The sequence below is a fragment of the Bacillus sp. ISL-34 genome, assembly GCF_018613325.1.
Taxonomy (GTDB): Bacteria; Bacillota; Bacilli; order Bacillales; family DSM-1321; genus Peribacillus.
Genome location: NZ_JAGGQJ010000021.1, coordinates 31,477 through 53,835, shown reverse-complemented (window position 1 = coordinate 53,835; position 22,359 = coordinate 31,477). Strand labels below are relative to the sequence as shown.

At 39.4% G+C, this 22,359-nt stretch carries 20 protein-coding genes and 2 pseudogenes; 18 read left to right on the top strand and 4 right to left on the bottom strand.

The window, feature by feature from the left end; all coding sequences use genetic code 11:
* The first annotated feature begins 56 nt into the window (after window positions 1–56).
* From J7E52_RS14750 to J7E52_RS27420, 16 genes and pseudogenes are all read left to right on the top strand, one after another.
* Window positions 57–389 carry a (2Fe-2S) ferredoxin domain-containing protein gene (locus tag J7E52_RS14750; RefSeq protein ID WP_214747807.1) on the top strand — a complete coding sequence of 111 codons (333 nt, stop codon included), beginning with the start codon at window positions 57–59 and terminating at the stop codon, window positions 387–389.
* Between the two features lie 179 nt (window positions 390–568).
* Window positions 569–804, top strand: a pseudogene (locus tag J7E52_RS14745) (Lrp/AsnC family transcriptional regulator); the annotation flags it as partial.
* 250 nt (window positions 805–1,054) lie between these two features.
* Window positions 1,055–2,245: a sensor histidine kinase gene (locus J7E52_RS14740; RefSeq protein WP_214747805.1), complete on the top strand. Its 1,191-nt coding sequence runs from the start codon at window positions 1,055–1,057 to the stop codon at window positions 2,243–2,245.
* A gap of 107 nt (window positions 2,246–2,352) precedes the next feature.
* The gene (locus J7E52_RS14735) at window positions 2,353–4,341 is read left to right on the top strand and encodes an acetoacetate--CoA ligase (RefSeq protein ID WP_214747802.1); all 1,989 of its coding nucleotides are present in this window, start codon (window positions 2,353–2,355) and stop codon (window positions 4,339–4,341) included.
* A 588-nt stretch (window positions 4,342–4,929) separates the two neighbouring features.
* Window positions 4,930–5,523 carry a TetR/AcrR family transcriptional regulator gene (locus tag J7E52_RS14730; protein WP_214747799.1) on the top strand — a complete coding sequence of 198 codons (594 nt, stop codon included), beginning with the start codon at window positions 4,930–4,932 and terminating at the stop codon, window positions 5,521–5,523.
* 110 nt (window positions 5,524–5,633) lie between these two features.
* A complete protein-coding gene (locus J7E52_RS14725; RefSeq protein WP_214747796.1) occupies window positions 5,634–5,957 on the top strand; it encodes an antibiotic biosynthesis monooxygenase family protein in 324 nt (107 codons plus the stop codon).
* Between the two features lie 70 nt (window positions 5,958–6,027).
* Window positions 6,028–6,576 carry an NADPH-dependent FMN reductase gene (locus tag J7E52_RS14720; RefSeq protein WP_214747794.1) on the top strand — a complete coding sequence of 183 codons (549 nt, stop codon included), beginning with the start codon at window positions 6,028–6,030 and terminating at the stop codon, window positions 6,574–6,576.
* A gap of 326 nt (window positions 6,577–6,902) precedes the next feature.
* A complete protein-coding gene (locus tag J7E52_RS14715) occupies window positions 6,903–7,895 on the top strand; it encodes a thiamine pyrophosphate-dependent dehydrogenase E1 component subunit alpha (RefSeq protein ID WP_214747791.1) in 993 nt (330 codons plus the stop codon).
* 21 nt (window positions 7,896–7,916) lie between these two features.
* Window positions 7,917–8,951 carry an alpha-ketoacid dehydrogenase subunit beta gene (locus J7E52_RS14710; RefSeq protein ID WP_214747787.1) on the top strand — a complete coding sequence of 345 codons (1,035 nt, stop codon included), beginning with the start codon at window positions 7,917–7,919 and terminating at the stop codon, window positions 8,949–8,951.
* Window positions 8,952–9,058: 107 nt separating this feature from the next.
* The gene (locus J7E52_RS14705) at window positions 9,059–10,279 is read left to right on the top strand and encodes a dihydrolipoamide acetyltransferase family protein (protein ID WP_214747784.1); all 1,221 of its coding nucleotides are present in this window, start codon (window positions 9,059–9,061) and stop codon (window positions 10,277–10,279) included.
* A gap of 17 nt (window positions 10,280–10,296) precedes the next feature.
* Window positions 10,297–11,679, top strand: coding sequence for a dihydrolipoyl dehydrogenase (gene lpdA, locus J7E52_RS14700; protein WP_214747781.1), 1,383 nt, complete (start codon window positions 10,297–10,299; stop codon window positions 11,677–11,679).
* 45 nt (window positions 11,680–11,724) lie between these two features.
* A complete protein-coding gene (locus tag J7E52_RS14695) occupies window positions 11,725–12,501 on the top strand; it encodes an acetoin reductase (RefSeq protein ID WP_214747778.1) in 777 nt (258 codons plus the stop codon).
* A 204-nt stretch (window positions 12,502–12,705) separates the two neighbouring features.
* Entirely contained in the window at window positions 12,706–14,589 is a 1,884-nt protein-coding gene (locus J7E52_RS14690; protein ID WP_214747775.1) for a sigma-54-dependent Fis family transcriptional regulator, read from the top strand.
* A gap of 69 nt (window positions 14,590–14,658) precedes the next feature.
* Complete coding sequence (locus tag J7E52_RS14685) at window positions 14,659–15,636, top strand: NAD(P)H-dependent flavin oxidoreductase (RefSeq protein WP_214747772.1); 978 nt, start codon at window positions 14,659–14,661, stop codon at window positions 15,634–15,636.
* A 1,015-nt stretch (window positions 15,637–16,651) separates the two neighbouring features.
* On the top strand, window positions 16,652–16,864 hold the full coding sequence (locus tag J7E52_RS14680; protein ID WP_214747768.1) for a hypothetical protein: 213 nt from the start codon (window positions 16,652–16,654) through the stop codon (window positions 16,862–16,864).
* A 1,114-nt stretch (window positions 16,865–17,978) separates the two neighbouring features.
* Complete coding sequence (locus tag J7E52_RS27420) at window positions 17,979–18,152, top strand: tyrosine-type recombinase/integrase (RefSeq protein ID WP_214747765.1); 174 nt, start codon at window positions 17,979–17,981, stop codon at window positions 18,150–18,152.
* Here the strand turns inward: J7E52_RS27420 and J7E52_RS14670 are convergent.
* Window positions 18,149–18,356 (bottom strand): annotated as a pseudogene (locus J7E52_RS14670) (CPCC family cysteine-rich protein). The gene J7E52_RS27420 and the pseudogene J7E52_RS14670 sit on opposite strands and share 4 nt — an antisense overlap.
* Window positions 18,357–18,422: 66 nt before the next feature.
* On the opposite strand from J7E52_RS14670, the gene J7E52_RS14665 reads away from it, so the two are divergent.
* Window positions 18,423–19,127, top strand: coding sequence for a FadR/GntR family transcriptional regulator (locus J7E52_RS14665; protein ID WP_286197778.1), 705 nt, complete (start codon window positions 18,423–18,425; stop codon window positions 19,125–19,127).
* Between the two features lie 187 nt (window positions 19,128–19,314).
* On the opposite strand, the gene J7E52_RS14660 is transcribed toward J7E52_RS14665, so the two are convergent.
* Window positions 19,315–19,494, bottom strand: coding sequence for a hypothetical protein (locus tag J7E52_RS14660; RefSeq protein ID WP_214747761.1), 180 nt, complete (start codon window positions 19,492–19,494; stop codon window positions 19,315–19,317).
* Window positions 19,495–19,893: 399 nt separating this feature from the next.
* Here J7E52_RS14660 and J7E52_RS14655 point away from each other — a divergent pair, with 399 nt between their 5' ends.
* Window positions 19,894–20,265: a cyclic-phosphate processing receiver domain-containing protein gene (locus J7E52_RS14655; RefSeq protein WP_214747758.1), complete on the top strand. Its 372-nt coding sequence runs from the start codon at window positions 19,894–19,896 to the stop codon at window positions 20,263–20,265.
* Window positions 20,266–20,624: 359 nt separating this feature from the next.
* On the opposite strand, the gene speD is transcribed toward J7E52_RS14655, so the two are convergent.
* Both speD and J7E52_RS14645 read right to left on the bottom strand, forming a co-directional pair.
* Window positions 20,625–21,014 (bottom strand): adenosylmethionine decarboxylase, encoded by a 390-nt coding sequence (gene speD, locus J7E52_RS14650; RefSeq protein ID WP_214747755.1) that lies wholly within the window; start codon window positions 21,012–21,014, stop codon window positions 20,625–20,627.
* 269 nt (window positions 21,015–21,283) lie between these two features.
* Window positions 21,284–22,210, bottom strand: a complete 927-nt coding sequence (locus J7E52_RS14645; RefSeq protein WP_214747752.1) for a spermine/spermidine synthase domain-containing protein — start codon at window positions 22,208–22,210, stop codon at window positions 21,284–21,286.
* Window positions 22,211–22,359: the final 149 nt, after the last annotated feature.

The following is a 22,359-nucleotide window of genomic DNA, read 5'->3' as shown; positions in this document are numbered from 1 at the left end:
TCAATAGCTATCCATTTGTTATTGAGGTCAAATAAAAAGGAAAAAGGGGAATTTTTATGAACTTGGATGGGGTTAGCAAACATTTATTAATTTGCAACGGGAAAACATGCACGAAAAATGGAGCAGAAGAAGTAACAGAGACCATTAGGGGAGAATTGAAAAACTTAGAGCTACAAAAGGAGATTCACACGACAAAAACATTATGCAACGGCCAATGCAAGCATGGGCCGATCGCTGTTCTATATCCACAAGGAACTTGGTATAAAGAAATGAATAAAACAAAAAGTGAAGAACTTATTCGTCAATTGAAAGAAAATGACAATGTTCATATAGGCTCTGAACTTTATTACCATGATGGGAAAACATTCAAGAACCATGAGAGTGAATGAACTGTAGCATCTTACTTCTATATCTAAAAAGGGTTTCTGTACAGGGCGCTTTTCTGGAAGAAAAAAATTGCGATATTCAATCATCTACGGAATAAGAAAATTTTTATGGACTGATCATTTTTACCGATCAGTCCATATTTCCATCAATAGGCTTTACTTCTCCCCATTAATACTAATTGAAAATTGTTATCTTGGAAAAAATGGATGTTTTGGTATTAGCGTCTATGTCAGAAGTATTAGAGTGTCCTTGTTTAACCTCTTTTAAAAGTGGCTAACAAAGATCGGAAGGAATTAGAAATATTTATTAGAAAGTTAAATAAACAAGGAATTACAAGAATTCTAACTAGCCTAGCTCTTAGAGAAATTAAATTATTCAACAGTTTTGCCTATATGGGAAGAAAATCCCCGTTCGTAAAGTACTCTTTTACAATCGGGGATTTTTTTATAACATTATGTAAAATTCTTCCAAGATAGCGGATGAGGAAACACCCGCATGTTAATTTTACTAGCTTATCATTCACTATCTTGTTATGATTTATATACCTATCTCAATCTTCGAAAAATATCGAAAGTTCGGTGTAAAAATGAATCTTATGACAAAAGATTTACTGATAAACTTTTTAATTATCCTTTTTCCAATCTTTTTATTGCAAATGAGCTATCTAGTGAAGTACGTATACCGTTTAGATGCATTAAAAGGATCCTTCCTATCGATATTCCCTATTCTTTCACTTGTTCTATGCATGTTGTTTCCCGTTGTTATAGAAGAGGATTTTGTTTGGGATCTTAGATGGATCCCTTTCCTATTAGGCGGTTTATATGGAGGCTACCGGTTAGGAATCATATTGATAGTCATCACTCTTGTTATCCGCTATTTAACAGGGGGTGAAAATGGATTTTATATATCATGCATCACTTTTCCGCTAATGGGAGTTTCCCTGTTTTTTATTTCTAAATACTATCTAAAAATGTCTGTCAGTAAAAAAATCTTCATCGGTATATCATTGATATTTATTGTTCATATTCTCACACAGTTTATTTCTACAGAAGTATTTGAACTTACTATCGGTATAAGTCTATGGAAACAATACTTCACGATCCAAGTCATTGGAATCGTTGTTGTAATCTTACTATGGGAAGTCATTCTCACTAATTTTCAGGTTCTCGAAAAATTAGTCAAAGCGGAAAAATTGCAAATCGTTAGTCATCTGGCTGCAAGCATATCTCATGAAGTCAGAAATCCCCTTACTGTTACCAGGGGATATATTCAAATGCTAAGTGAAGACGTGTCTTCCCATTCAAAGGTCAAGTATGCAAATATAGCTCTGAAGGAATTAGATCGGGCCACGGAAGTCATTAATGATTATTTGACGTTTGCTGCCATAAGCCCTGAAAATAAAGAGCGATTAAGGGTATCCGAGGAAATTCAGCATGTCGTGAACAGCATAAAACCCTTGGCTAACAATAATGGAACAGAATTGAAGTTATCCCTATTTGCAGATGGAGCTTATTATGTCATGGGGGAAAGGAAGAAATTCCAGCAGTGCTTGTTCAATATCTTAAAGAATGGGATAGAATCGATGGACCATGATGGCGAAATATGCATACATTTAATTCGTGCTGCCTCCACCATCCAAATTAGGATCCAAGATCAGGGAATTGGAATGACAAAGGAACAAATATACCGTTTAGGTGAGCCTTACTTCACGACAAAAAATAAAGGGACGGGATTAGGCATGATGGTTTCATATAGCGTTATCAAAAGCATGGATGGAACGGTACATGTGTCAAGTGTACAAGGGAAAGGGACATGTTTCTCTATTAACCTGCCCATACATAGATACGAGCCTATTTGAGTTTAGTGTAAATTGACGGTTTTACACTCATAGATTACAATTTAAGTAAACTACCAATATTATGAAATGATTCTATGACGCAGTTGATACCTAAGGGAGATGATTGAATGAAACCGCTTACAGATGGACAGATCATTTGGGAACCGACAAAGGAACGAATCGAGCAAACGGTATTGACTCAATATGTGAAATGGTTAAAAGAAAAGAAGGGTTTAACATTTCATGATTATCATGGATTATGGAAATGGTCGGTAGATGAACTGGAGCAATTTTGGGCTTCAATTTGGGATTATTGTGATGTAAAAGCAGCCCGGAAATATGACAGGGTTTTAGCGGAGCAATCAATGCCAGGTACGAAATGGTTCGAGGGGGCAAGGCTTAATTATGCTGAAAATGCATTATTGAATGAACAAGAAGAGAAAACGGCGATTTTCTTTCGTTCCGAACATATCAGGCAGCAGGAGGTTAGCTGGAAAGAGCTGAAAGAAAAAGTAGCTTCTGTCGCCCATTCATTAAGGGAACTTGGTGTGAAATCCGGTGACCGTGTTGTTGCCTATATGCCAAACATACCTGAAGCTGTCATAGCTTTCTTGGCAACAGCAAGCATAGGTGCCATCTGGTCCAGTTGTTCACCTGACTTTGGGGCAAGAAGTGTCATAGATCGTTTCAAACAGATTGAACCTGTTGTATTACTGGCGGTTGATGGGTATCAGTACAATGGAAATGTATATGATAAAACACCAGTCGTCTCACAGCTTAAACAGGAATTGGCCACTGTCAAGCATACCGTGTTGGTTCCTTACATAGAAAAAAAGATTTTGGAAGTGAATCTGGCAGATGTTATTCCTTGGGATGACCTTTTAAAAGAAAAGGCAGAATTATCTTATGAATATGTTCCGTTCGATCATCCGCTTTGGATTCTCTATTCATCAGGTACGACCGGAATGCCAAAACCAATTGTACAAGGGCATGGCGGTATATTATTGGAGCATTTAAAATCAACAAGAATCCATCAAGGCATGACTTCCGAGGATACCGTATTCTGGTTTACGACGACAGGCTGGATGATGTGGAATCTCCTTATGGGCGGTTTACTTAATGAAGGGACCATCGTTCTTTATGACGGCAGTCCTTCTTTTCCGAATATGGATGCCCTTTGGGAATTGGCTGAGGATACCGGCATGACTTTCTTTGGAACAAGTGCACCATTCCTTACGAATTCCATGAAGTTAGGAAACAAGCCAATGGGAAAATATGATTTATCGAAATTGAAGGCGCTTTTTTCAACTGGAGCTCCATTGTCTGGCGACGGTTATAAATGGGTGTATGAGAATGTCAAGAAGGATATCTGGCTCAGTTCATCCAGTGGCGGAACCGATGTTTGTGCCGGATTTGTAGGCGGCGTTCCCACATTGCCCGTGAGAATCGGAGAGATACAAGGAAGGGCATTGGGTGTTTGTGCGGAAGCCTATGATGAGCATGGTCAAACATTGATTAATGAAGTCGGTGAATTGGTCATTACCAAACCGATGCCATCCATGCCGCTATACTTCTGGAATGATCAAGATGGGACAAGATATTACGAGAGTTATTTCGATACGTATCCTGGCATATGGAAACATGGTGATTGGATAAAGATCGACGACAAGGGCAGCTGTATCATTTATGGACGTTCCGACTCGACCATCAACCGTTCTGGTGTAAGGATGGGAACTAGCGATATCTATCGGGTCGTCGAAGCGATCGACGAGGTGATGGAAAGCCTTGTCATTGATAGGGAAGTGCTTGGCCGCGGTTCATCCCTGCTGCTGTTCGTTGTCCTAAAGCCCGGTAAAAGCCTGGATTCAGAATTGACGGCAAAAATCAAGGAACAAATCAGAGGGCATGTTTCCCCTCGCTTCATTCCTGACCAAATCCATGTCGTTGAACAAATTCCAAAAACATTGAACGGAAAGAAAATGGAAGTCCCGATACGAAAAGTGTTGTTAGGTTTCGAGTTTGATAAAGTAGTGAATGCAGACTCCATGGGAAATCCGGAATCGCTGCAGTTTTTTAAAGAATTAGCTCTTGAGTTGAATGAGAAAAAAATATTTTAGCAATCAGGCGGAGCAAAAAGCTTCATCTCAAACTGTAGACAAACTCGATGAATATCGAGTTTGTCTATAGTTTTTTTTAGGGATTTGTGTAATTTAAACGTTGATTTCCACTCCAGGCACTCGCTTTCCGCGGGAGGTCCGGGAGCCTCCTCGGCGCCATTGCGCCTGTGGGGTCTCCCCTGGACTCGCTTTTCCCGCAGGAGTCTCGTACCTTGCGTTCCAATCAACTTTGTTTTAATTTTTAGATAGAACCCTTTTGTCTACAAACTGAGGCGGAGCAAAAAGCTCCGTCTTTTTAAATTTCTCTTGAATAAACTTAGAAACGAACAACTTCTCCATTTCTGGATACTAGTCTGGATTTTAGAAGGTTATGCCATATGCCAACCATGGCATGAAAGGCAGCTCTTATGTAGTCAACTTTCCTATAAAAGCTAGAAAATTGCTAACTGACAAAGCGATTGGATTTGACTTCCAACTGAAAAAAGATTCTGTACTGCTGGAAATATTTCCTTGGCAATTTTAAAACAGTTGAATAGTATAAAATTAAAAGTCAGTAAGTGCTGACAGTCTATTCGAAGGGGTGAGAGCATGAATAGCAGCAATAAACTAAGTACCGATGATAAACTGCTGTTGGCGGCGATCGATCTAATAGCAGAGAAAGGGTACAATGGCGCCTCCACTCAGGAAATTGCTGGTGCCGCAGATTTGAGTGAAAAAACGTTGTTTCGTCGCTTTGGAAGCAAGCAAAATCTTCTAGAAACGGCATTCGACCGATATCATTATGCCGATGAGATGACAAAACTTTTTAATGAAGAGCTAATCGTGTGGGATTTGCATTCAGACTTACAACTGATCAGTCGAACATATCATGAGATCATGAATCGTAACCGGAAAATGATTATGATAAGTATCAAGGAGGAAGGCAATTTACCTGGGATTCGAGAAAAAACACAAAAGCATCCTCGACAGTTACTGGAAATTTTGAAAAACTATTTTAAAACGATGCACGAAAAAGGAAAGCTTATTCACACAGATCCAGAGCTTCAGGCATTGTCGTTCATGATGATGAATTTCGGTTCCTTTATGAACAACCTGGATGCCGATGAAAACTATCCAACCGTGTCCCTGGAGGCATTTATAACGGAGAGTGTGCAAACATTTACTAGGGCTTTGACTCCCTAGTTTTTCATGAAGGATAATGACAGTTAGTACAGACACTCTTTGATGATGAAAGGAAATACCGATTTTAATGATTTGAGAAAAAATAATATAAATGACGGGAGATTATGAATATGAAATCAAGTAATACAATAGTATGGATTAATGTATTTACAGCTAAACCAGGAAAACTAGATGAATTGGTTGCTATCCAAGCTGAAGAACTACTCAATTTTAAGAAGGGATCTCAGGGTGTTCCTGGTTGGATTAGTAGCCGTTGGCATCGTTCTGTAGATAATAATAAGGCAATTATGGTAACTACCTTTGAGAGTATTGATTTTCATAAAAATTGGTTGGAAAAAAGTGAATTTAGAGAACACCTTAACAAAATAAAGCATCTCATTGAAGATACAGAAGGTGGGTACTACACGTTAGTGGAAAACATTGAAAATTTGTAAATCCATTAAATTATAACCTTTTTATTCTTAAACAAATTATTTACCAGTCAGTACCGAGGAGGAAAAAACATTGGGGAAATTAAACATTGGAATTATCTTAGGAAGCACACGTAAAGGACGCGTAAGTCCACAAGTAGGAAACTGGGTAAAGGAAATAGCTGATGAACGAGAAGATGCAAATTATGAAATCGTCGATATCGCAGATTTTAACTTGCCATTTGTTGGAGAAGGTACTGGTAAAGAATCAGGACTATTCGCTTGGTCAGAAAAACTTTCTAGCTTGGATGGTTTTGTATTTATCGTACAAGAATACAATCACAGTATTACAGGGGCCTTAAAAAACGCACTTGATTCCGCACGTGATGAATGGAACAACAAAGCTGCGGGCATCGTGAGCTATGGTTCAACTGGCGGAGCCCGTGCAGCCGAACATTTGCGTGGCATCTTAGGGGAATTACTAGTTGCGGACGTTCGGGTAAATCCAACATTATCACTATTTACAGACTTTGAAAACTTCAAGACATTTAAACCAGCTGATTTACACCTTGGTAATGTCAATGCCATGTTAGATCAAACGATTGCATGGAGCGGTGCCTTAAAAAGATTACGAAAAGCTTGATAGTTTACTAGCTAGGTCCTTCCCCTCTAATCATTAAACAATATTCTTGTTAGTAAGTACTAACACCTATGAAAATGGTGCATAAAGAGCTTTTTCCTTAAACAGGCTGCTTCCATATTCAAACCATCCCTTCACTTCAGTGATAAGTGAATTGGGATAGTATATTTTTAAAAAACGAGACAAAACGAGACAACAATCTCATTTTGTCTCGTTTTGTTTCGACTGAAAATAGATAAAGTCCTTATTTTACCGACTTTCCATTTTGGCACGGCATTTGCAATATCAATATAAAGATTGACTCATTATTAATGATAGGGGGCTGGAAAATGGAAACGCTTCAATCGAATGAAATAAAGTTATCACAGGACAAGGCTTATTGGATGTACAAAAAAATGCTGGAGATCAGAAAATTCGAAGACCAAGTGCATGAATCTTTTGCAAAAGGGATTTTACCAGGGTTCGTCCATTTGTATGCTGGGGAAGAAGCGGTAGCTGTAGGTGTATGTGCTCACCTATCCGAAAAGGACAGCATTACAAGCACTCACAGGGGTCATGGGCACTGTATTGCCAAGGAGTGTGACCTAAACGGGATGATGGCTGAAATCTATGGGAAAGTGACAGGGCTTTGCAAGGGAAAAGGCGGTTCCATGCATATTGCCGATTTGGATAAGGGGATGTTAGGTGCGAACGGGATAGTCGGTGGAGGCTTTCCGCTCGCATGCGGTGCAGCATTAACTGCCAAATATAAAAAGACCGATCATGTTAGTGTTTGTTTTTTTGGTGATGGTGCCAACAATCATGGGACATTCCATGAAGGGATAAATCTGGCGGCAATCTGGAAGCTACCCGTTATATTCATTGCTGAAAATAATGGGTATGGGGAAGCCACGCCATTCAACTATGCTTCTAGCTGTAAAACGATAGCCGACCGGGCGATAAGCTACAATATCCCGGGTGTCCGGGTGGATGGGAAAGATGTATTGGCTGTGTATAAGGCGGCTGAAGAAGCCGTTCAGAGAGCTCGCAGGGGAGAAGGTCCATCATTAATCGAATGTGTTACTTATCGTAATTATGGACACTTCGAGGGAGATGCACAGAAATATAAAAAAGAACAAGACAAAAAGGAGCATAAACAAGTGAAAGATGCGATTTCCCTGTTTAGGAATTACTTACTGAATCAGAATCTGCTGGCGGAAAAAGAACTGATTTCTCTTGAGAATGCCGTTGAGGAATCTATTAAACAAGCAGTTAAGTTCAGTGAAGATAGCCCGTATCCAGAGGCATCCGATTTATTAAAAGATGTTTATGTATCCTATTAAACCATAAAAGGAGGAATTGATATGAGTAGAAAAATCAGTATGTCACAGGCGATAAATGAGGCAATGGCCATGGCGATGAGAAAAGATGAAAATGTCATCCTTATGGGAGAAGATGTAGCCGGCGGTGCAGAAGTTGATCATTTGCAGGATGACGAAGCATGGGGTGGTGTTTTAGGTGTCACAAAAGGATTGGTTCAAGAATTTGGCCGGGATAGAATCCTTGATACACCCATTGCGGAAGCAGGTTATATGGGAGCGGCAATGGCAGCCGCTTCGACAGGCTTACGACCGATTGCCGAGTTAATGTTCAACGATTTCATTGGCAGCTGTTTGGATGAAGTATTGAATCAAGGTGCGAAGTTCCGCTATATGTTTGGGGGAAAAGCACAGGTTCCCGTGACGATCCGTACGATGCATGGTGCAGGGTTCAGGGCTGCAGCTCAGCATTCACAAAGCCTTTATGCCTTGTTCACTAGCATTCCTGGACTGAAGGTCGTCGTTCCCTCTTCCCCCTATGACGCAAAAGGACTCTTACTTTCAGCCATTGAAGATAATGATCCTGTCATCTTTTTTGAAGATAAAACACTATACAACATGGTAGGAGAGGTTCCGGAAGGCTACTATACAATCCCAATCGGCAAAGCTGAAATTAAAAGGAAAGGCTCGGATTTGACGGTCGTTGCCATCGGTAAACAAGTTCACACCGCGCTGGAGGCTGCTGAAAAACTTACAGCAAAGGGCATTGAAGTTGAGATTGTCGACCCGCGGAGCTTGTCACCACTGGATGAAGAATCGATTCTCTCCTCTGTGGCAAAAACAAATCGTTTGATCGTGATGGATGAAGCGAATCCAAGATGCAGCATCGCTACGGATATTGCCGCACTGGTTGCGGATAAGGGATTTGACACGCTCGATGCGCCAATCAAGAGGATTACGGCTCCGCATACACCTGTACCTTTTTCTCCTCCGTTAGAAGATATTTACCTTCCAACATCAGAAAAAGTGATACAAGTCGTTTCAGAATTATTGGGGGAGCCTTCCATTCTTGGGGTGTAAGTAAATCAGTATGATGCATGCTCCAGCTTTTTCGCATAGAACTGCAAAAGTTGGAGCAATAAAATCAATGATGGACACAGAAACCAATCTGAAGGGAGAAAAAGGATATGGCGGTCGAAGTGGTAATGCCGAAATTGGGCATGGCAATGAAAGAAGGCACTGTTTCGTTATGGAGTAAGGCTGTTGGAGATCCAGTCGAAAAAGGGGAAGCGATAGCCAGCATCAATTCAGAGAAAATAGAAATGGATATTGAATCTCCAGCGGAAGGTACGATTCTGAATATAGCCGTTCAAGAAGGACAAGGAGTACCTCCAGGAACCGTTATCTGTCATATCGGAAATCCTAATGAAAAAATAACGATCGATGAGCCTGTTGCGAAAGAAACTCAGCCGAAAACTGCTGAACAAGAAAAGCCGAAAACAAAAGAGTCACCCATTTTGCCAATGGGAGATCGATTGATGATCACGCCGGTTGCGCGAAAAATGGCACAGGCAGCGAATGTTGACATTGAGAAGATACAAGGCACTGGACCAGGCGGTAGAATCACTAAAGAGGATGTACAGAAAGAAATTGAGAAAAGCGATTCCATGTCTGTAAATATGGAAGAAAGAATAGTGAATCCCAAACCTACTTTAGAGAGTCCGCAGCAGATTCCTGTGACCGGAATGAGGAACATCATTGCCAAACGTATGAAGGAGAGCTTGCAAAGCAGTGCCCAATTAACTCTAACGATGAAAGTTGATGTCACCGATTTAGTCATTTTGCAAAAACAGGCCGCTGAAACGCTGCAAAGACATGAATCAACTAAATTGACTATAACGGACTTTGTTGCCAAGGCTGTCGTGCTTTCACTTAAAGAGCATCCTAAAATGAATAGTGCTTATATTGAAGATAACATCATTATGTATGAGCATATCCATCTTGGATTAGCGGTGGCCTTGGAGAATGGGCTCGTTGTTCCCGTCATAAGAAATGCCGAAAATTGTACCCTAAGACAGTTATCGAATAAGGGTAAGGAGTTGGCCCGGTGTGCACGTGAAGGTCAATTGCCTATCGAAGACATGCAAGGGTCCACTTTTACAATCAGTAACCTTGGGGCATATGGCGTAGAGCACTTTACACCGATTCTCAATACACCGGAAACGGGGATACTTGGAATTGGCTCTGCTTACGATACACCGATTTATATTGGCGAAGAATTGGAGAGGAGAACGATCTTGCCACTCAGTTTAACTTTTGATCACCGAGTACTCGACGGGGCACCAGCCGCTGCCTTTTTACAAACACTAAAACGGTATTTAGAAGAGCCGATGACCGTGATTTTATAGAAAAGGAGGAAAAGCTCTTGAATCGTATAGCTATTATAGGCGGAGGTCCTGCAGGGTATGTAGCGGCAATCACTGCTGCCCAGCAGGGTAAGGAGGTCATACTGGTAGTCGATGGGCCATTGGGGGGGACCTGTTTAAACGAAGGCTGCATGCCAACGAAGTCATTATTGAATAGTGCCGATACGTATGACTTGGTGAAAAATGCCGGGCAAATGGGAATTCGACTTCACTCCAATTCGATTGAAGTCGATTGGGATACCGTACAGGAACGAAAAAGAGATGTCATATCCAAACTAGTGAACGGCATTCGATATTTAATGAGTAAGAATAAAATAAAAGTCATTCAGGGAAGAGCGTCAATCCTTTCGAGCAATCGACTGCGGATCGAGAACGGAAATAAAAATGAAGAGATTGAAGCAAGTAAGATCATCATTTCAACGGGGTCGGAACCGATTCCCTTACCCTTTGCGCCGTTTGATGGTGAATGGATCATCCACAGTGGCCATGCCATGTCACTTCCTGCCATTCCCGATTCGCTGCTGATTGTCGGAGGCGGCGTCATCGGATGTGAATTTGCCAGTATTTATAGCAGGATGGGCACCAAGGTCACCGTTATCGAAATGGGGGAAAAGCTGCTTCCAGGGGAAGATGATGATATTACGGGCATCCTCCATGGAGAATTGAAAACCCAAGGCGTTACAATCCATACCTCCACATCTGTCAATAACATCAATGCAACCAGTAAGACGGTATTTTTAGAGAAAAGCGATGGCGAATTGGAAGAACTTCATGCTGATTACGTACTCGTATCAATAGGGAGAAAACCAAGATTGAACGGAATAGGCTTAGAGGGAAACGATATTGATTTTTCCCGACTTGGCATCTTGGTGGATGATCGGATGCAAACTAGCAATCCCTCGATTTATGCCTGCGGTGATGTTATAGGAGGCATACAACTTGCCCATGTCGCTTTTCATGAAGGGCGAGTGGCGGCTCTGAATGCCTGCGGTCAATTTGCACAAGTTAATTACCGGGCAATCCCTCGCTGCATTTATACCTCCCCGGAGATTGCCAGTGTAGGCTTGACTGAAAAAGAAGCGCGTAAAAAATATGGCGAGATTAAAGTTGGTGAATTCGCTTTTTTGGCAAATGGGAAAGCTGCCCTTTCCAATAAACCGGCAGGAAAGGTCAAAGTCCTAGTGGACCCACAATATAATGAAATTCTAGGTTTTTCCATTGTTGGTCAACATGCAACAGAATTGATCGGTCAAGGAACGGTCATGCTGCATGCAGAACTAACCGCAGATATGATGGAAGATTTAGTAGCGGCGCATCCAACATTGTCTGAATCCATACATGAAGCTCTTTTAAACGTTGTAGGACAAGCTGTGCATTCCTAATAAATCATTGATGGAAATAAGGTTTTATAAGAAGGGGGATTTTGTATGGCTAGCGGTCAACGGACGGCGGTAGTCACTGGTGCAGGGCGTGGTATCGGACGTGCCATTGCCTTAAGATTGGCTCAAGATGGATTGAATGTGGTCATTAACGATGTCAATCTGGATAGTGCTGAATCGGTCGTGAATGAGATTAGGGAACTTGGACAAGAAAGCTTTGCAGTTAAAGCGGATGTTAGCAATAGACGGGAAGTATTCGAAATGGTGAATCAAGTTGTGGAACGTTTTGGGCAACTCGATGTCATGGTTTCAAATGCAGGAATTGCTCAAATAAAGCCTCTATTGGAAGTAACTCAAGAGGATCTTGAACAGATTTTCAATATAAATGTAAATGGTGTCCTCTTTTGTCTGCAAGCCGCGGCTGAACAAATGAAAAAGCAAGAAGGCGGGAAAATCATAAGTGCTGCCAGCATCGCCAGTTATAAAGGTTTTAGCTTACTTGGTACATACTCGGCCACAAAATTTGCCGTAAGAGGCATTACGCAAGCAGCAGCACAGGAATTGGCCCAGTTTGGCATTACGGTGAATGCATACTGTCCAGGGATTGTCGGGACGCAAATGTGGGATTTAATCGATGAAAAAATGGGTCAATATATGAATCTTGCTAAAGGGGAAACATTTAAAAAGTTTACGGATTCCATAACCCTAGGACGCTCCGAAACCCCAGAAGATGTTGCGAAATTCGTATCTTACCTTGCTTCACCGGATTCGGATTATATGACAGGGCAATCCATCATGATTGACGGAGGGGTTATTTTTTCATAAACAATATTGTTCAATGGAGAAGCATCATGTGAATGATCACATGATGCTTTTTTTGTAAACACAATCTATATATTGTAAGCGAATACATAATCTACTATAATTAAAAAGACCTCGATTAACATCCTATTTTATACTCCTTGGTATTTTTCCTCTAGATTGACTGGTCAAATGAAGGTTCAAACCAAATGATTAGAGGAGGATTATATGCTATCCACTAGTTGTTATCTACGTACATGGGAACGCTTTGTAAGTGAAGGGGTTCTCGATTCAAATCGTCTGAACAAGCGAATAATGGAATCCTGGCATCGCTGCAAAAAAGATCAAGTCAACCCATACCTTAATAAAGGCAAACACATTTTGACTAATGAATTATTGGACATTCAAAGAGAAAAAAACTCCTTCCTATTAGAAGTGGCATCACCCCAATTATCTAGGATGAATCAATCGATAAAAGAATCTGGAATGATGGCTTTATTGGTGGATCCGGATGGATATGTCCTTTCACTATCCGGAAACGAGAAAATCCTCGATGAGGCAAGCAAAATAAATTTTGTGGAAGGCGTATGCTGGACGGAGGGTGAGGTTGGTACGAACGCCATTGGAACAGCGTTGAAAACGGGTGAAGCCGTAATGATCCAAGGTACCGAGCACTATTCAATTGCCTCACACAAATGGAGTTGCTCTGCCATGCCCATTTTAAATGAAGACGGTAAGATATTGGGAGTTTTGGATATATCATGTCCAGTAGAATATTTCCATCCCTCCATGCTGGGTATGGTAGCCAATTTGGCGTATACGATCGAACAGGAAATGGGAGTGCGTTCATATAAAAAGGAGCTGGCACTGACCCAGCACTCGATAGAACTTGCGGAGACCTATCCAGATCTGCCTTTTATCGTCTGTAATCATAAAGAAATGATAATCTCCGCCAGTAAACAGATTCGCAAAAAAATCCCTCAATCCATTGGGATGGCATTGGCCGATCTATTAAATCATGGATATCGAATCGTGAAGGAAAACCCGCTTTTATCCAAAGAAGATAATAGGATTTCCGGCAAGTGTTTATTCTTATCAGAGGACCATGGTCATAACAATAGGCTTTTTTCTGCTTCAATGCCTTCAGAAAGGTTTGCTTTCAAAGGGGAAAGAGGGATTAGCGAATCCTTTCATAACACATTACATAAAGTGAAGCTTGTTGCACCGACAGAAGCAAATGTGTATATATCCGGTGAGACAGGGGTCGGGAAAGAGCTTATTGCCAAGGCTATTCATGAAAATGGCTTTCGTAAAAAAGGACCGTTCGTCACGATAAATTGCGGAGCCATACCTAAAGAATTAATGGAAAGTGAATTATTCGGGTATGTTGATGGCGCTTTTACAGGGGCTAGGCGGCAAGGGCACAAAGGGAAGTTCGAGCAGGCTAATGGAGGGACCATTTTTCTCGATGAAATCGGTGAAATCCCTTCAGCGATGCAAGTTGCCTTACTGCGTGTACTACAGGAAAGAAAGATCGTTCCGATCGGCGGCACAAAAAGCATTTCATTGGATATTCGCATTATCACTGCCACACACCGTAATCTTGAAGAGCTTGTCAATGAAGGATCCTTTCGTAAGGATTTATACTATCGGTTGAACGTTTACCCCATTCATGTACCTCCCTTAAGGGAAAGGATTGAAGACATTCCTTATCTAGTCAACTACTTGTGCGAGAAGAATAATTGGAATATTCCATTAACGGAAGAATTATTGAATCGTTTAAAGGATTACAATTGGCCAGGCAATATAAGAGAATTGCAGAATGTACTTCAGCGATTGACCATCTTACTTGCAGAAGGACCACTGGATTATGTTAAAGTGTTGAATTCCATGCATTCACTGCCCGTTGCCCGGCATGATGATCACCCTACATGGGAGGAGCCCGGTAAAAAAGGCATCAAGGAAAATGAACTGACGATCCGTGAAAAAATTCAACGGGATTTAATGATAGAGGCATTACAAAAATCAAGAGGAAATGTCACCGCTGCAGCAAAGTTGATGGATATACCAAGAAGTACATTTTACAAGCGGCTCCATAGGTATGGTATATAGACAGCGTGTATACATTATGTAAGAAGAGTAGATTTATAGAAATCCATGAAAATGAAAGGGGTATGGCAAATGAAAACGAGAATTACTGAATTATTGGGGATTGAGTATCCGATTATTTGCGGCGGGATGTTTCAAGTTGGCCGAGCCCCGCTCGCAGCCGCAGTTTCAGAAGCGGGGGGACTTGGCATCATCACTTCGAAAACACAGGTGACACCAGAAGGTCTCCGCGATGAAATACGCAAAGTGAAAACTTTGACAAAGAAGCCCTTTGCTGTCAACCTGAACCTGTTTCCAAGTCAAACGGCAACCCCGAATGATGAGTTCATCGATATTTTAATTGACGAAGATGTAAAAATTGTTGAAACGAGTGGCCGAAGCCCAGAAAATTTAATGCCCAAACTTAAAGAACACGGCTTTACCGTGATACATAAGGTAGCGAACGTCAAAAACGCAATCTCGGCAGAAAAATTAGGTGTCGATGCCATTATTATTGTAGGGAATGAAACAGGCGGTCATCCAGGCATGGGAGATGTAGGAACCCTTGTCATGCTCCCTAGAGCCGTTGACTCTGTTACTATACCAGTAATAGCTGGCGGGGGATTTTCGGATGGCAGAGGCCTTATTAGTGCCTTGTCACTCGGTGCTGAAGGTATCGTCATGGGGACTCGCTTTATGGCAACGCAAGAAGCGCCGATCCATGATAACGTGAAGCAGTGGATGGTATCGGCCAATGAAATGGATACAGTTGTCATCCAACGGAATATTGGCAGTCCGTCACGTGTAGCATTAAATGCCATCAGTAAAGAAGTGGACAAACTTGAAAATGAAGGTGCCACTATAGAGGAATTGATTCCGTTAATTACGGGACAACGAAGCAAGAAAGTGTACTTTGAAGGAAATTTAGACGGAGGGATCTGGTCATGCGGTCAATCCGTAGGACTGATAAAAGAAGTATTGACCGTTAATGAACTAATCCAACAAATCGTCCAAGAAGCAAAAACCTCGTTCGAATTCATCCAAAGCCGTATCGAATCCATTCGAACATAAATAATGTATCAGGAACTTGAGATCAATTGCGATTTCATGTTCCTTTTTTTATAGGTGGCCAAGTATAGGCTTTTTCCAAATATTTCTCTTAATGAAGGGAGCATTACTATTATTTACGACAGAAGGTCAAGGAAAGAATGGTTTATTCGCCACTCTAACGCGAAAAGCCAATTCAAGATAGAAAAAAGGTACATATCTCATCAAACCAACTTTCGGTAACTTCTTAATAAAGACTTTTAAAAGAACCAAAGAAATAGGTAATCAACATTTCGTGTATAGAGTTTACATAACATTATTTTTCCGCTTAATCAGACAACACCTTAGAGCTTTATACCATTTTAATGTCTTCTGTCATTACCATATAAGTTGCTTTGATTTCCTGAAATTTTTTAAATCCTTTTATAAAAGGTAAAAAGCGAAGTTAACTTTCACGATTCACATAAAAAACTGATTGCTGAAAGTTGGTGTGTTTCTAAACAAATTCGATTAAAAGGTTTACCTTATAACTCTTGGCAGCTTTCTAGTGATTCACAGCATGTTGTTGCACTTATGAAAGCAGTTCCTTAAAATCGCAACTTTCCCTTAAAAATTTAAAAACAGAGCGGATTGATCATCAAAGAAGGCTTATAGGAGGTTATTTGGCTAAATAGGTATCATCATTTTCAGGAGAACTTTCAAGATAAAAAACCTTTGATTTGTCACTGGAGTAAATTATATTTATATAATTTTTCATAAGTGTTAACCCGTGATTTTTCTCATTTCTCCACTTATTTTATATATCAGAATAACAAAATCGATAAATCGTGTCAGTTAAGCAGGATTTATTTAAATTACTACAAAATTGTTAGATAACGATTCAATAGAAAAGATCTTTAGGGAGGGGTAAGCAAAATGAAGAAAAGGGTTAGTTGGGCACTCACCATTGCTGCTTTATATATAGGAGGGGCAATCATTTATTATTTCATACACAACTACAGAAGATCTATACGAATTCCCTGTACCTAGAAATGTTGAATTGGTTCAGATAAATGAGCAAGGGAAAAGATTTGAATGGTCAAGGGCTTCTGAAGAAAACGGCATACCATATGGATATGAATTAGCCCTTAAAGCGAATGGATGGAAAAAGGGGGAAAGTAAAGGCGCTTCCGTTTTTTTCACGAATGGAAATAATACAATAGACTTGCTTACTACAACAAAACAATTAGAGATTCTTAGAGTGAATGACTAAGTATGTCAATTAATAAGTGAACTAAAGTGTATTAATTGATTAAACGCACCTATAATAAAATGGCCAAAAACGATATGTTAGCAATTAGCAGATAAATTAAAATTCAGAATAAAAATCAGGAAATTTAATGACAATTGACGTAACTGATTGTGAAAGCTTAAATCCAAGCAAAACTTACTGCCAAAGTTTAATCCCAATATAGAATTAATCATCAATCAATTTTTTCTAAATAAACGTAATAATATTTACTTAAAGTTTTAGTTAACAATGAGTAATTAGATAAAAAGATAATAATAAAAAACTTTCGTGGTTAAATATAAAATTTCGCATTTCGTCTCACTAAGTTAAGTATTCTTAAGATATGAGACGAAATTAACATTAAAAATATAACTTCCTATAATATATATTATGTAAACTAGAATAAAATTAATAATAAATAAATGGTCACAGCTTCATATTCCCCTAAGATTCATTATAGTCCCCTAAGATTCATTATAGTCCCCTAATTGGGCTGAAGTTGACTATAACATTCATAGCTGCTTCCGATAACTCTCAGGGTTCGCTTGGACCGAATAATTCCTAATTATGAATTATGTTCAAGCTTCGGATGATAATCTCGTGTACTTAGAAGTTGAGAAAAATTACTTCTTGAACACTTTAACTAGTTACGCATTCGATTTAAAGCTCTACGGTGAGTTTTTAACTGCTAACAACCGATCATTAGACTTAGATTAACTCATATCGTCCAGTGTCCGTTGTTTTGTGCAAGATCAGGTCATCAATCATAGTATTAAGCCAAGAACGCTACAACGCCGCATTTCGTGCTTAAAATCATTAAGTATATATTGTTTAAAAGATATTTACATGAAGTCTGACTTCACAGCAAGTATTCAAACGCCAAAGCTGATAAGAATTCACCTAAATAAATGTTTAAATTACTTGCAACAACAGGAATGAGTCGTCAAGAATTAGTGGATTTAACATGGGATCAAGTTAATTTAGAAAATTAAACGATTTTAGTTCGATGAAAAGAAGGCCTCCTCCCTTTTCATCTCATTGTCATACCGATTTCAAGACTAAAAAGAAACTCTTATAGAGCAGCAAAAACATTATAGTGAACCGCTTTTATAATCGGAAAAATAAGCCTTTAAATCCTCGTGGATTGCACAAAATATTTAATGGGATTTTAGAACGATCTGGTTTACCCGCTCACCGATTTTCTCTGCACCATTTAAGGCATACGTTTGCTACCTTACTATTACAAGAAAACAAAGATAAAGAGGATTAAAATAAACAAATACACTTCTCCTCATAGGCTCCAACACAAGATAATTGCGCTTGCCGTAAAGATGGGATATTGGCACCACCCTCTTCATCTGGGGCACTATATTGAACTCCATCATCTTCCCAAAAACAAATTTTGCAAATATCATATGTTTCAGTTGGTTCTTTTCTAATGTTTATAACCCCAAACAGGACTAGTATATTTCATACGATCATATTAATTCCTACCTATCGTTCAATTAACATGCTCCTGTAGTCTTTTATTAGCGGTGAATTGAAACCTGGAGATAAACTACCCCCTGAACGGGAGTTGTCCAATCGTTTTAAAGTGAGTCGAACATCAATCAGAGAGGCCCTTCGAGTATTGGAGATTAACGGAGTCATTGAGGTCAGACCAGGTGATGGGACATTTATCAGAAAATCTGATGTTCAGTCACTGATCGAACAGCTCTCCACCTCAATCATCAAAGCTGAAGATAACATGGTCTATGAAATGCTTGAAGTGCGTCGAGTAATTGAAACCGAATGTGCTTTTCTTGCTGCACAGAGAGCAAACTCTCTTGATTTACAAAATATCCTTAAAGCTCTAGAAGAAATGGCAAGTTCGGAACATGATGAAGAATTAGGCTTGCGAGCAGATTTAATGTTTCACTATAGTATCGCTCAAGCGACAAACAATTCAATATTTGCTGGATTGGTCCATACCCTTAGTGATCAAATGAAAGATACTATCCGTGCCACCAGGCGACATCGTTTCGCAAAACCAGGTCATTTTCAAGAAACGCTTCAAGAACACAAAGATATCTACTATTCTATCGCATTAAAGGAAGCGGACAAAGCCAAGCAATTAATGGATGCCCATATTATTCGCATTAGAGAAGAAATGGCCACGGCTACACTTGAAAGCATTGGAGATAATGCCAAAATTGCTTCTTATAAAAATGAAATAGTTCATCGTAATGCTGAAGGTGATAAATAAGCTTCCGCTTGCAATATAACTAACCAGAACATGCACGTATACCTCTTAAATTATTAGCTAATTGATTTTTTTATCGGAGATCAATTAAATTTGACATTAAAAAAGCGCCTTTCTTAGAGGGCGCTAAGCTGGTTATATATAGTTGAAAAATTGATTCCCTATATAAATAAGACAGTAAATGTCGGCTTTACCCTTTTGATATATTGCAGTAATCAACGCTACATTCTTTTAGAGCATCATCAATCATTGAAAGCTGATCATTAATCATCGATAAGTAGAAAATATGACAGTCATTTATTTGTTCCTTTAACTCCAACAGCAGCATTTTGTCCCTTAGTACAAGGTAAATCTCGTCTGGATGTAACATATCCCTTCTCCTTTTAGTTAAGATATTACCTTTTACCCTAATTATTACAATTATTAACTTTTAAGCGGATGTTTTGTCCCGTATTTCACAAGGGATATTTAGAAGCAGTTACTAAACCATCAAAAGACAATACGCTAGTTATTATAAACCATGCAACTTAGTTTCATAATGGGGTGGCTCAGTATCAGTTCCTCCTTTTAGTAAAGACCCGTTAGTTGAAGAAGCACAACGATAAGTATAAAGAAAATTTATTGAAAAAGGCTGTCGCATATTAGCCTTTAACGTCGAATATGTCCCCTTCTTACATTGTTGTGTTAGACTTAATATATAAAACCATATTATTCTTGGATTTAATTGACTTTTCTTAGTCACATTTATATAAGGAAAGGAGTATAAGAAATGAAGAAAATCAGCGTTTTTCTGGATGACTATCGGAAAGCTCCCGATGGCTATGTATTAGTCGAGACTATTGACGAATGTATAGAGCTATTGCAAAACTTTGATATTGAACATCTCTCTTTGGACCATGATTTATTAAATAAAACCAGGAATGGTTTTATGCTTGTTCAAAAGATGGTCAAAGATAAACTCTTTGCAAATCGCATTACTATTCACTCTGCCAATTCGGTTGGCGGTAAAGCAATGTATAACTGTTTAAAGCAAGCACAGCGGAATTTAACTATGCCCCCTTCTATTATTGTATCCTTACGACCATTGCCCCTCAAATTCTTCCCATCAAAGGTACTGCAACATTATATAGATATACGGTAAACTCTTCTCGATCTCCATTACATTTCATAATGATTTTATTAAATCTGATAGTGTGGTAGAAAAGCATTTCCAAAACCAATGTCTTAGAAGGAATGCCAAGTCCTCCCTATTAAAATAAGACCTTTTAATGGCAGCAACTTTATTTTAGAAGTTGTTGCTGTTTTTCAAGATGGAGATAACTCTAATAGATAGATTGCCATTCTATGCAAACAACAAGTTTCCTGCACTTTATGCCCATCGTCGCAAACATTTTATGTATTTGGGAAAGGGAAAAGACCAATTGGTGCTCCATTCGCATTTCCCCTCTCTTCCGACCCTGATATTACTTTAGAACTGATGCGGTTTTACACGGTTTGTGACTAGTTTTTTTCATTTCGGATTATACGGACAGACTGCTCTGCCATATACTCCGCTCCTCTAGAAACATCATATACGACTGCGTATTCAGCACCTAAATATTGCAGAATATTTTGGACCTCCTGAAATGGATTCTTTTTTCCGCAAGTATAAATATCAATGGCGGCATAATTCTTTTCTGGCCATGTATGAATGGACATATGTGAGGTGGATAGTATTAGCGTTCCTGTAACACCATATGGTTCAAATTTATGAAAGCTGCGATTCAATACGATCATTTCCAATCGCTCAGCTGTAAGATCCAATTGTTTTTCTAGTTCATCGGCGTCATCAAGAATACTAGATTTACAGTTAAACGCATCAATAATGACATGGAATCCTTTAGTTTCCATTGTTTGTTCCCCTTTCTCTATCAATTCATGGGCCCATATCAGTTTAAATCCATAAGTGTGGCCCACTCCATTACCATTTAATATTACAGTTTATGCATGAATGATTAATTGCGGTTGGACAACCTTTTAAAATAAAAAAAATCCGCAAATCACGAATAATCAAGTCATTCATTTACTTACGGAAGTATGTATAACAACTGGAGATTTCTTTCAATTTAATCAAAAATATCGCCAACTAAATAAAAGTTGGCGATGTCCTATAATAATTTTCAATAATCCATTTCCTGCTGATAAAATTGATGAAGTGTGAGTTGGTCGAGTGTATTTACTTTTGCATATCTACGCTCATAAAGGTGATAATCCTTAAATTGAAACAATGAAGATAAATCTTTTGGAAGAGTTCCATAGGGGACATTAATTGATAGTTTATCCATGCGTTTCGTCCTGAATTTCTTTGCAGCCATATGAAAGCCCCAGTCACCAAAAGATGGAACGATTGTGTGGTAACTCATGACATCGAACCCGGCACTCCTGATTGTCCGTCCTATACTCCAATAAACGAGCGGGGCATCGTCCGGTGAATTGGATTGGCAGACTATTACTCCATCATCTGCAAGGAAACTGTATAGACGGCTAAAAAGCTCTTTTGTGTATAATTTGCCTAAGATTTCATTTGCTGGGTCCGGGAAATCTACAATGATCACATTATATTTGCGAGTATTTGAAGAAACGTATTTCTGGGCGTCCTGGATATGAACTTTTACACGTCTATCAAGGAATGATCCCTCGTTAAGCTCTACAATCTTGCGAACACTCTTTGCTACTTTAATGATTTCCGAATCAATATCGACAAGATCAACACGCTTTACATCACTGTACTTGAGGACTTCTCGAAGGGCCAGTCCATCTCCTCCCCCTAAAATTAAGACGCGTGACCGTTTTTTAGACAAAGTCATTGCAGGATGAACGAGTGCCTCATGATAGATGCGTTCATCTAATGAAGAGAACTGCAGTTGTTCATTGAGATACATTCTTATATCTTTAGCTTCCACTACATTGATATCCTGATATTTGCTAATCCCTTCATGAAGGACTTTATGCTTGAGTGCCTTAATTTCCCTGAGACCAATTTGATCCCAGATATCACCACCGACAAACGTTCGGCTTTCATTTTGCATCCCATTCTTACTATTCATTTATGATCTCCTCTTTACCTTTGATGTAATGTCTCCGTAAGGCTAGTATATGAAGGCCCTTGTTAGAAAGATTGCACGATTGTCCAATTAATTTTGTTAGTCCATAGTAATTGGCCATGAATCCGAATATAATGACTCACTTGGGAAAT

Excerpts from the sequence above, each read along its gene's own strand:
- J7E52_RS14750 (WP_214747807.1), top strand. The coding sequence starts at position 57 with ATGAACTTGGATGGGGTTAGCAAACATTTATTAATTTGCAACGGGAAA.
- J7E52_RS14735 (WP_214747802.1), top strand. The coding sequence starts at position 2,353 with ATGAAACCGCTTACAGATGGACAGATCATTTGGGAACCGACAAAGGAA.
- J7E52_RS14730 (WP_214747799.1), top strand. The coding sequence starts at position 4,930 with ATGAATAGCAGCAATAAACTAAGTACCGATGATAAACTGCTGTTGGCG.
- J7E52_RS14725 (WP_214747796.1), top strand. The coding sequence starts at position 5,634 with ATGAAATCAAGTAATACAATAGTATGGATTAATGTATTTACAGCTAAA.
- J7E52_RS14715 (WP_214747791.1), top strand. The coding sequence starts at position 6,903 with ATGGAAACGCTTCAATCGAATGAAATAAAGTTATCACAGGACAAGGCT.
- J7E52_RS14710 (WP_214747787.1), top strand. The coding sequence starts at position 7,917 with ATGAGTAGAAAAATCAGTATGTCACAGGCGATAAATGAGGCAATGGCC.
- J7E52_RS14705 (WP_214747784.1), top strand. The coding sequence starts at position 9,059 with ATGGCGGTCGAAGTGGTAATGCCGAAATTGGGCATGGCAATGAAAGAA.
- J7E52_RS14695 (WP_214747778.1), top strand. The coding sequence starts at position 11,725 with ATGGCTAGCGGTCAACGGACGGCGGTAGTCACTGGTGCAGGGCGTGGT.
- J7E52_RS14690 (WP_214747775.1), top strand. The coding sequence starts at position 12,706 with ATGCTATCCACTAGTTGTTATCTACGTACATGGGAACGCTTTGTAAGT.
- J7E52_RS14685 (WP_214747772.1), top strand. The coding sequence starts at position 14,659 with ATGAAAACGAGAATTACTGAATTATTGGGGATTGAGTATCCGATTATT.
- J7E52_RS14660 (WP_214747761.1), bottom strand. The coding sequence starts at position 19,494 with ATGTTACATCCAGACGAGATTTACCTTGTACTAAGGGACAAAATGCTG.
- J7E52_RS14655 (WP_214747758.1), top strand. The coding sequence starts at position 19,894 with ATGAAGAAAATCAGCGTTTTTCTGGATGACTATCGGAAAGCTCCCGAT.
- speD (WP_214747755.1), bottom strand. The coding sequence starts at position 21,014 with ATGGAAACTAAAGGATTCCATGTCATTATTGATGCGTTTAACTGTAAA.
- J7E52_RS14645 (WP_214747752.1), bottom strand. The coding sequence starts at position 22,210 with ATGAATAGTAAGAATGGGATGCAAAATGAAAGCCGAACGTTTGTCGGT.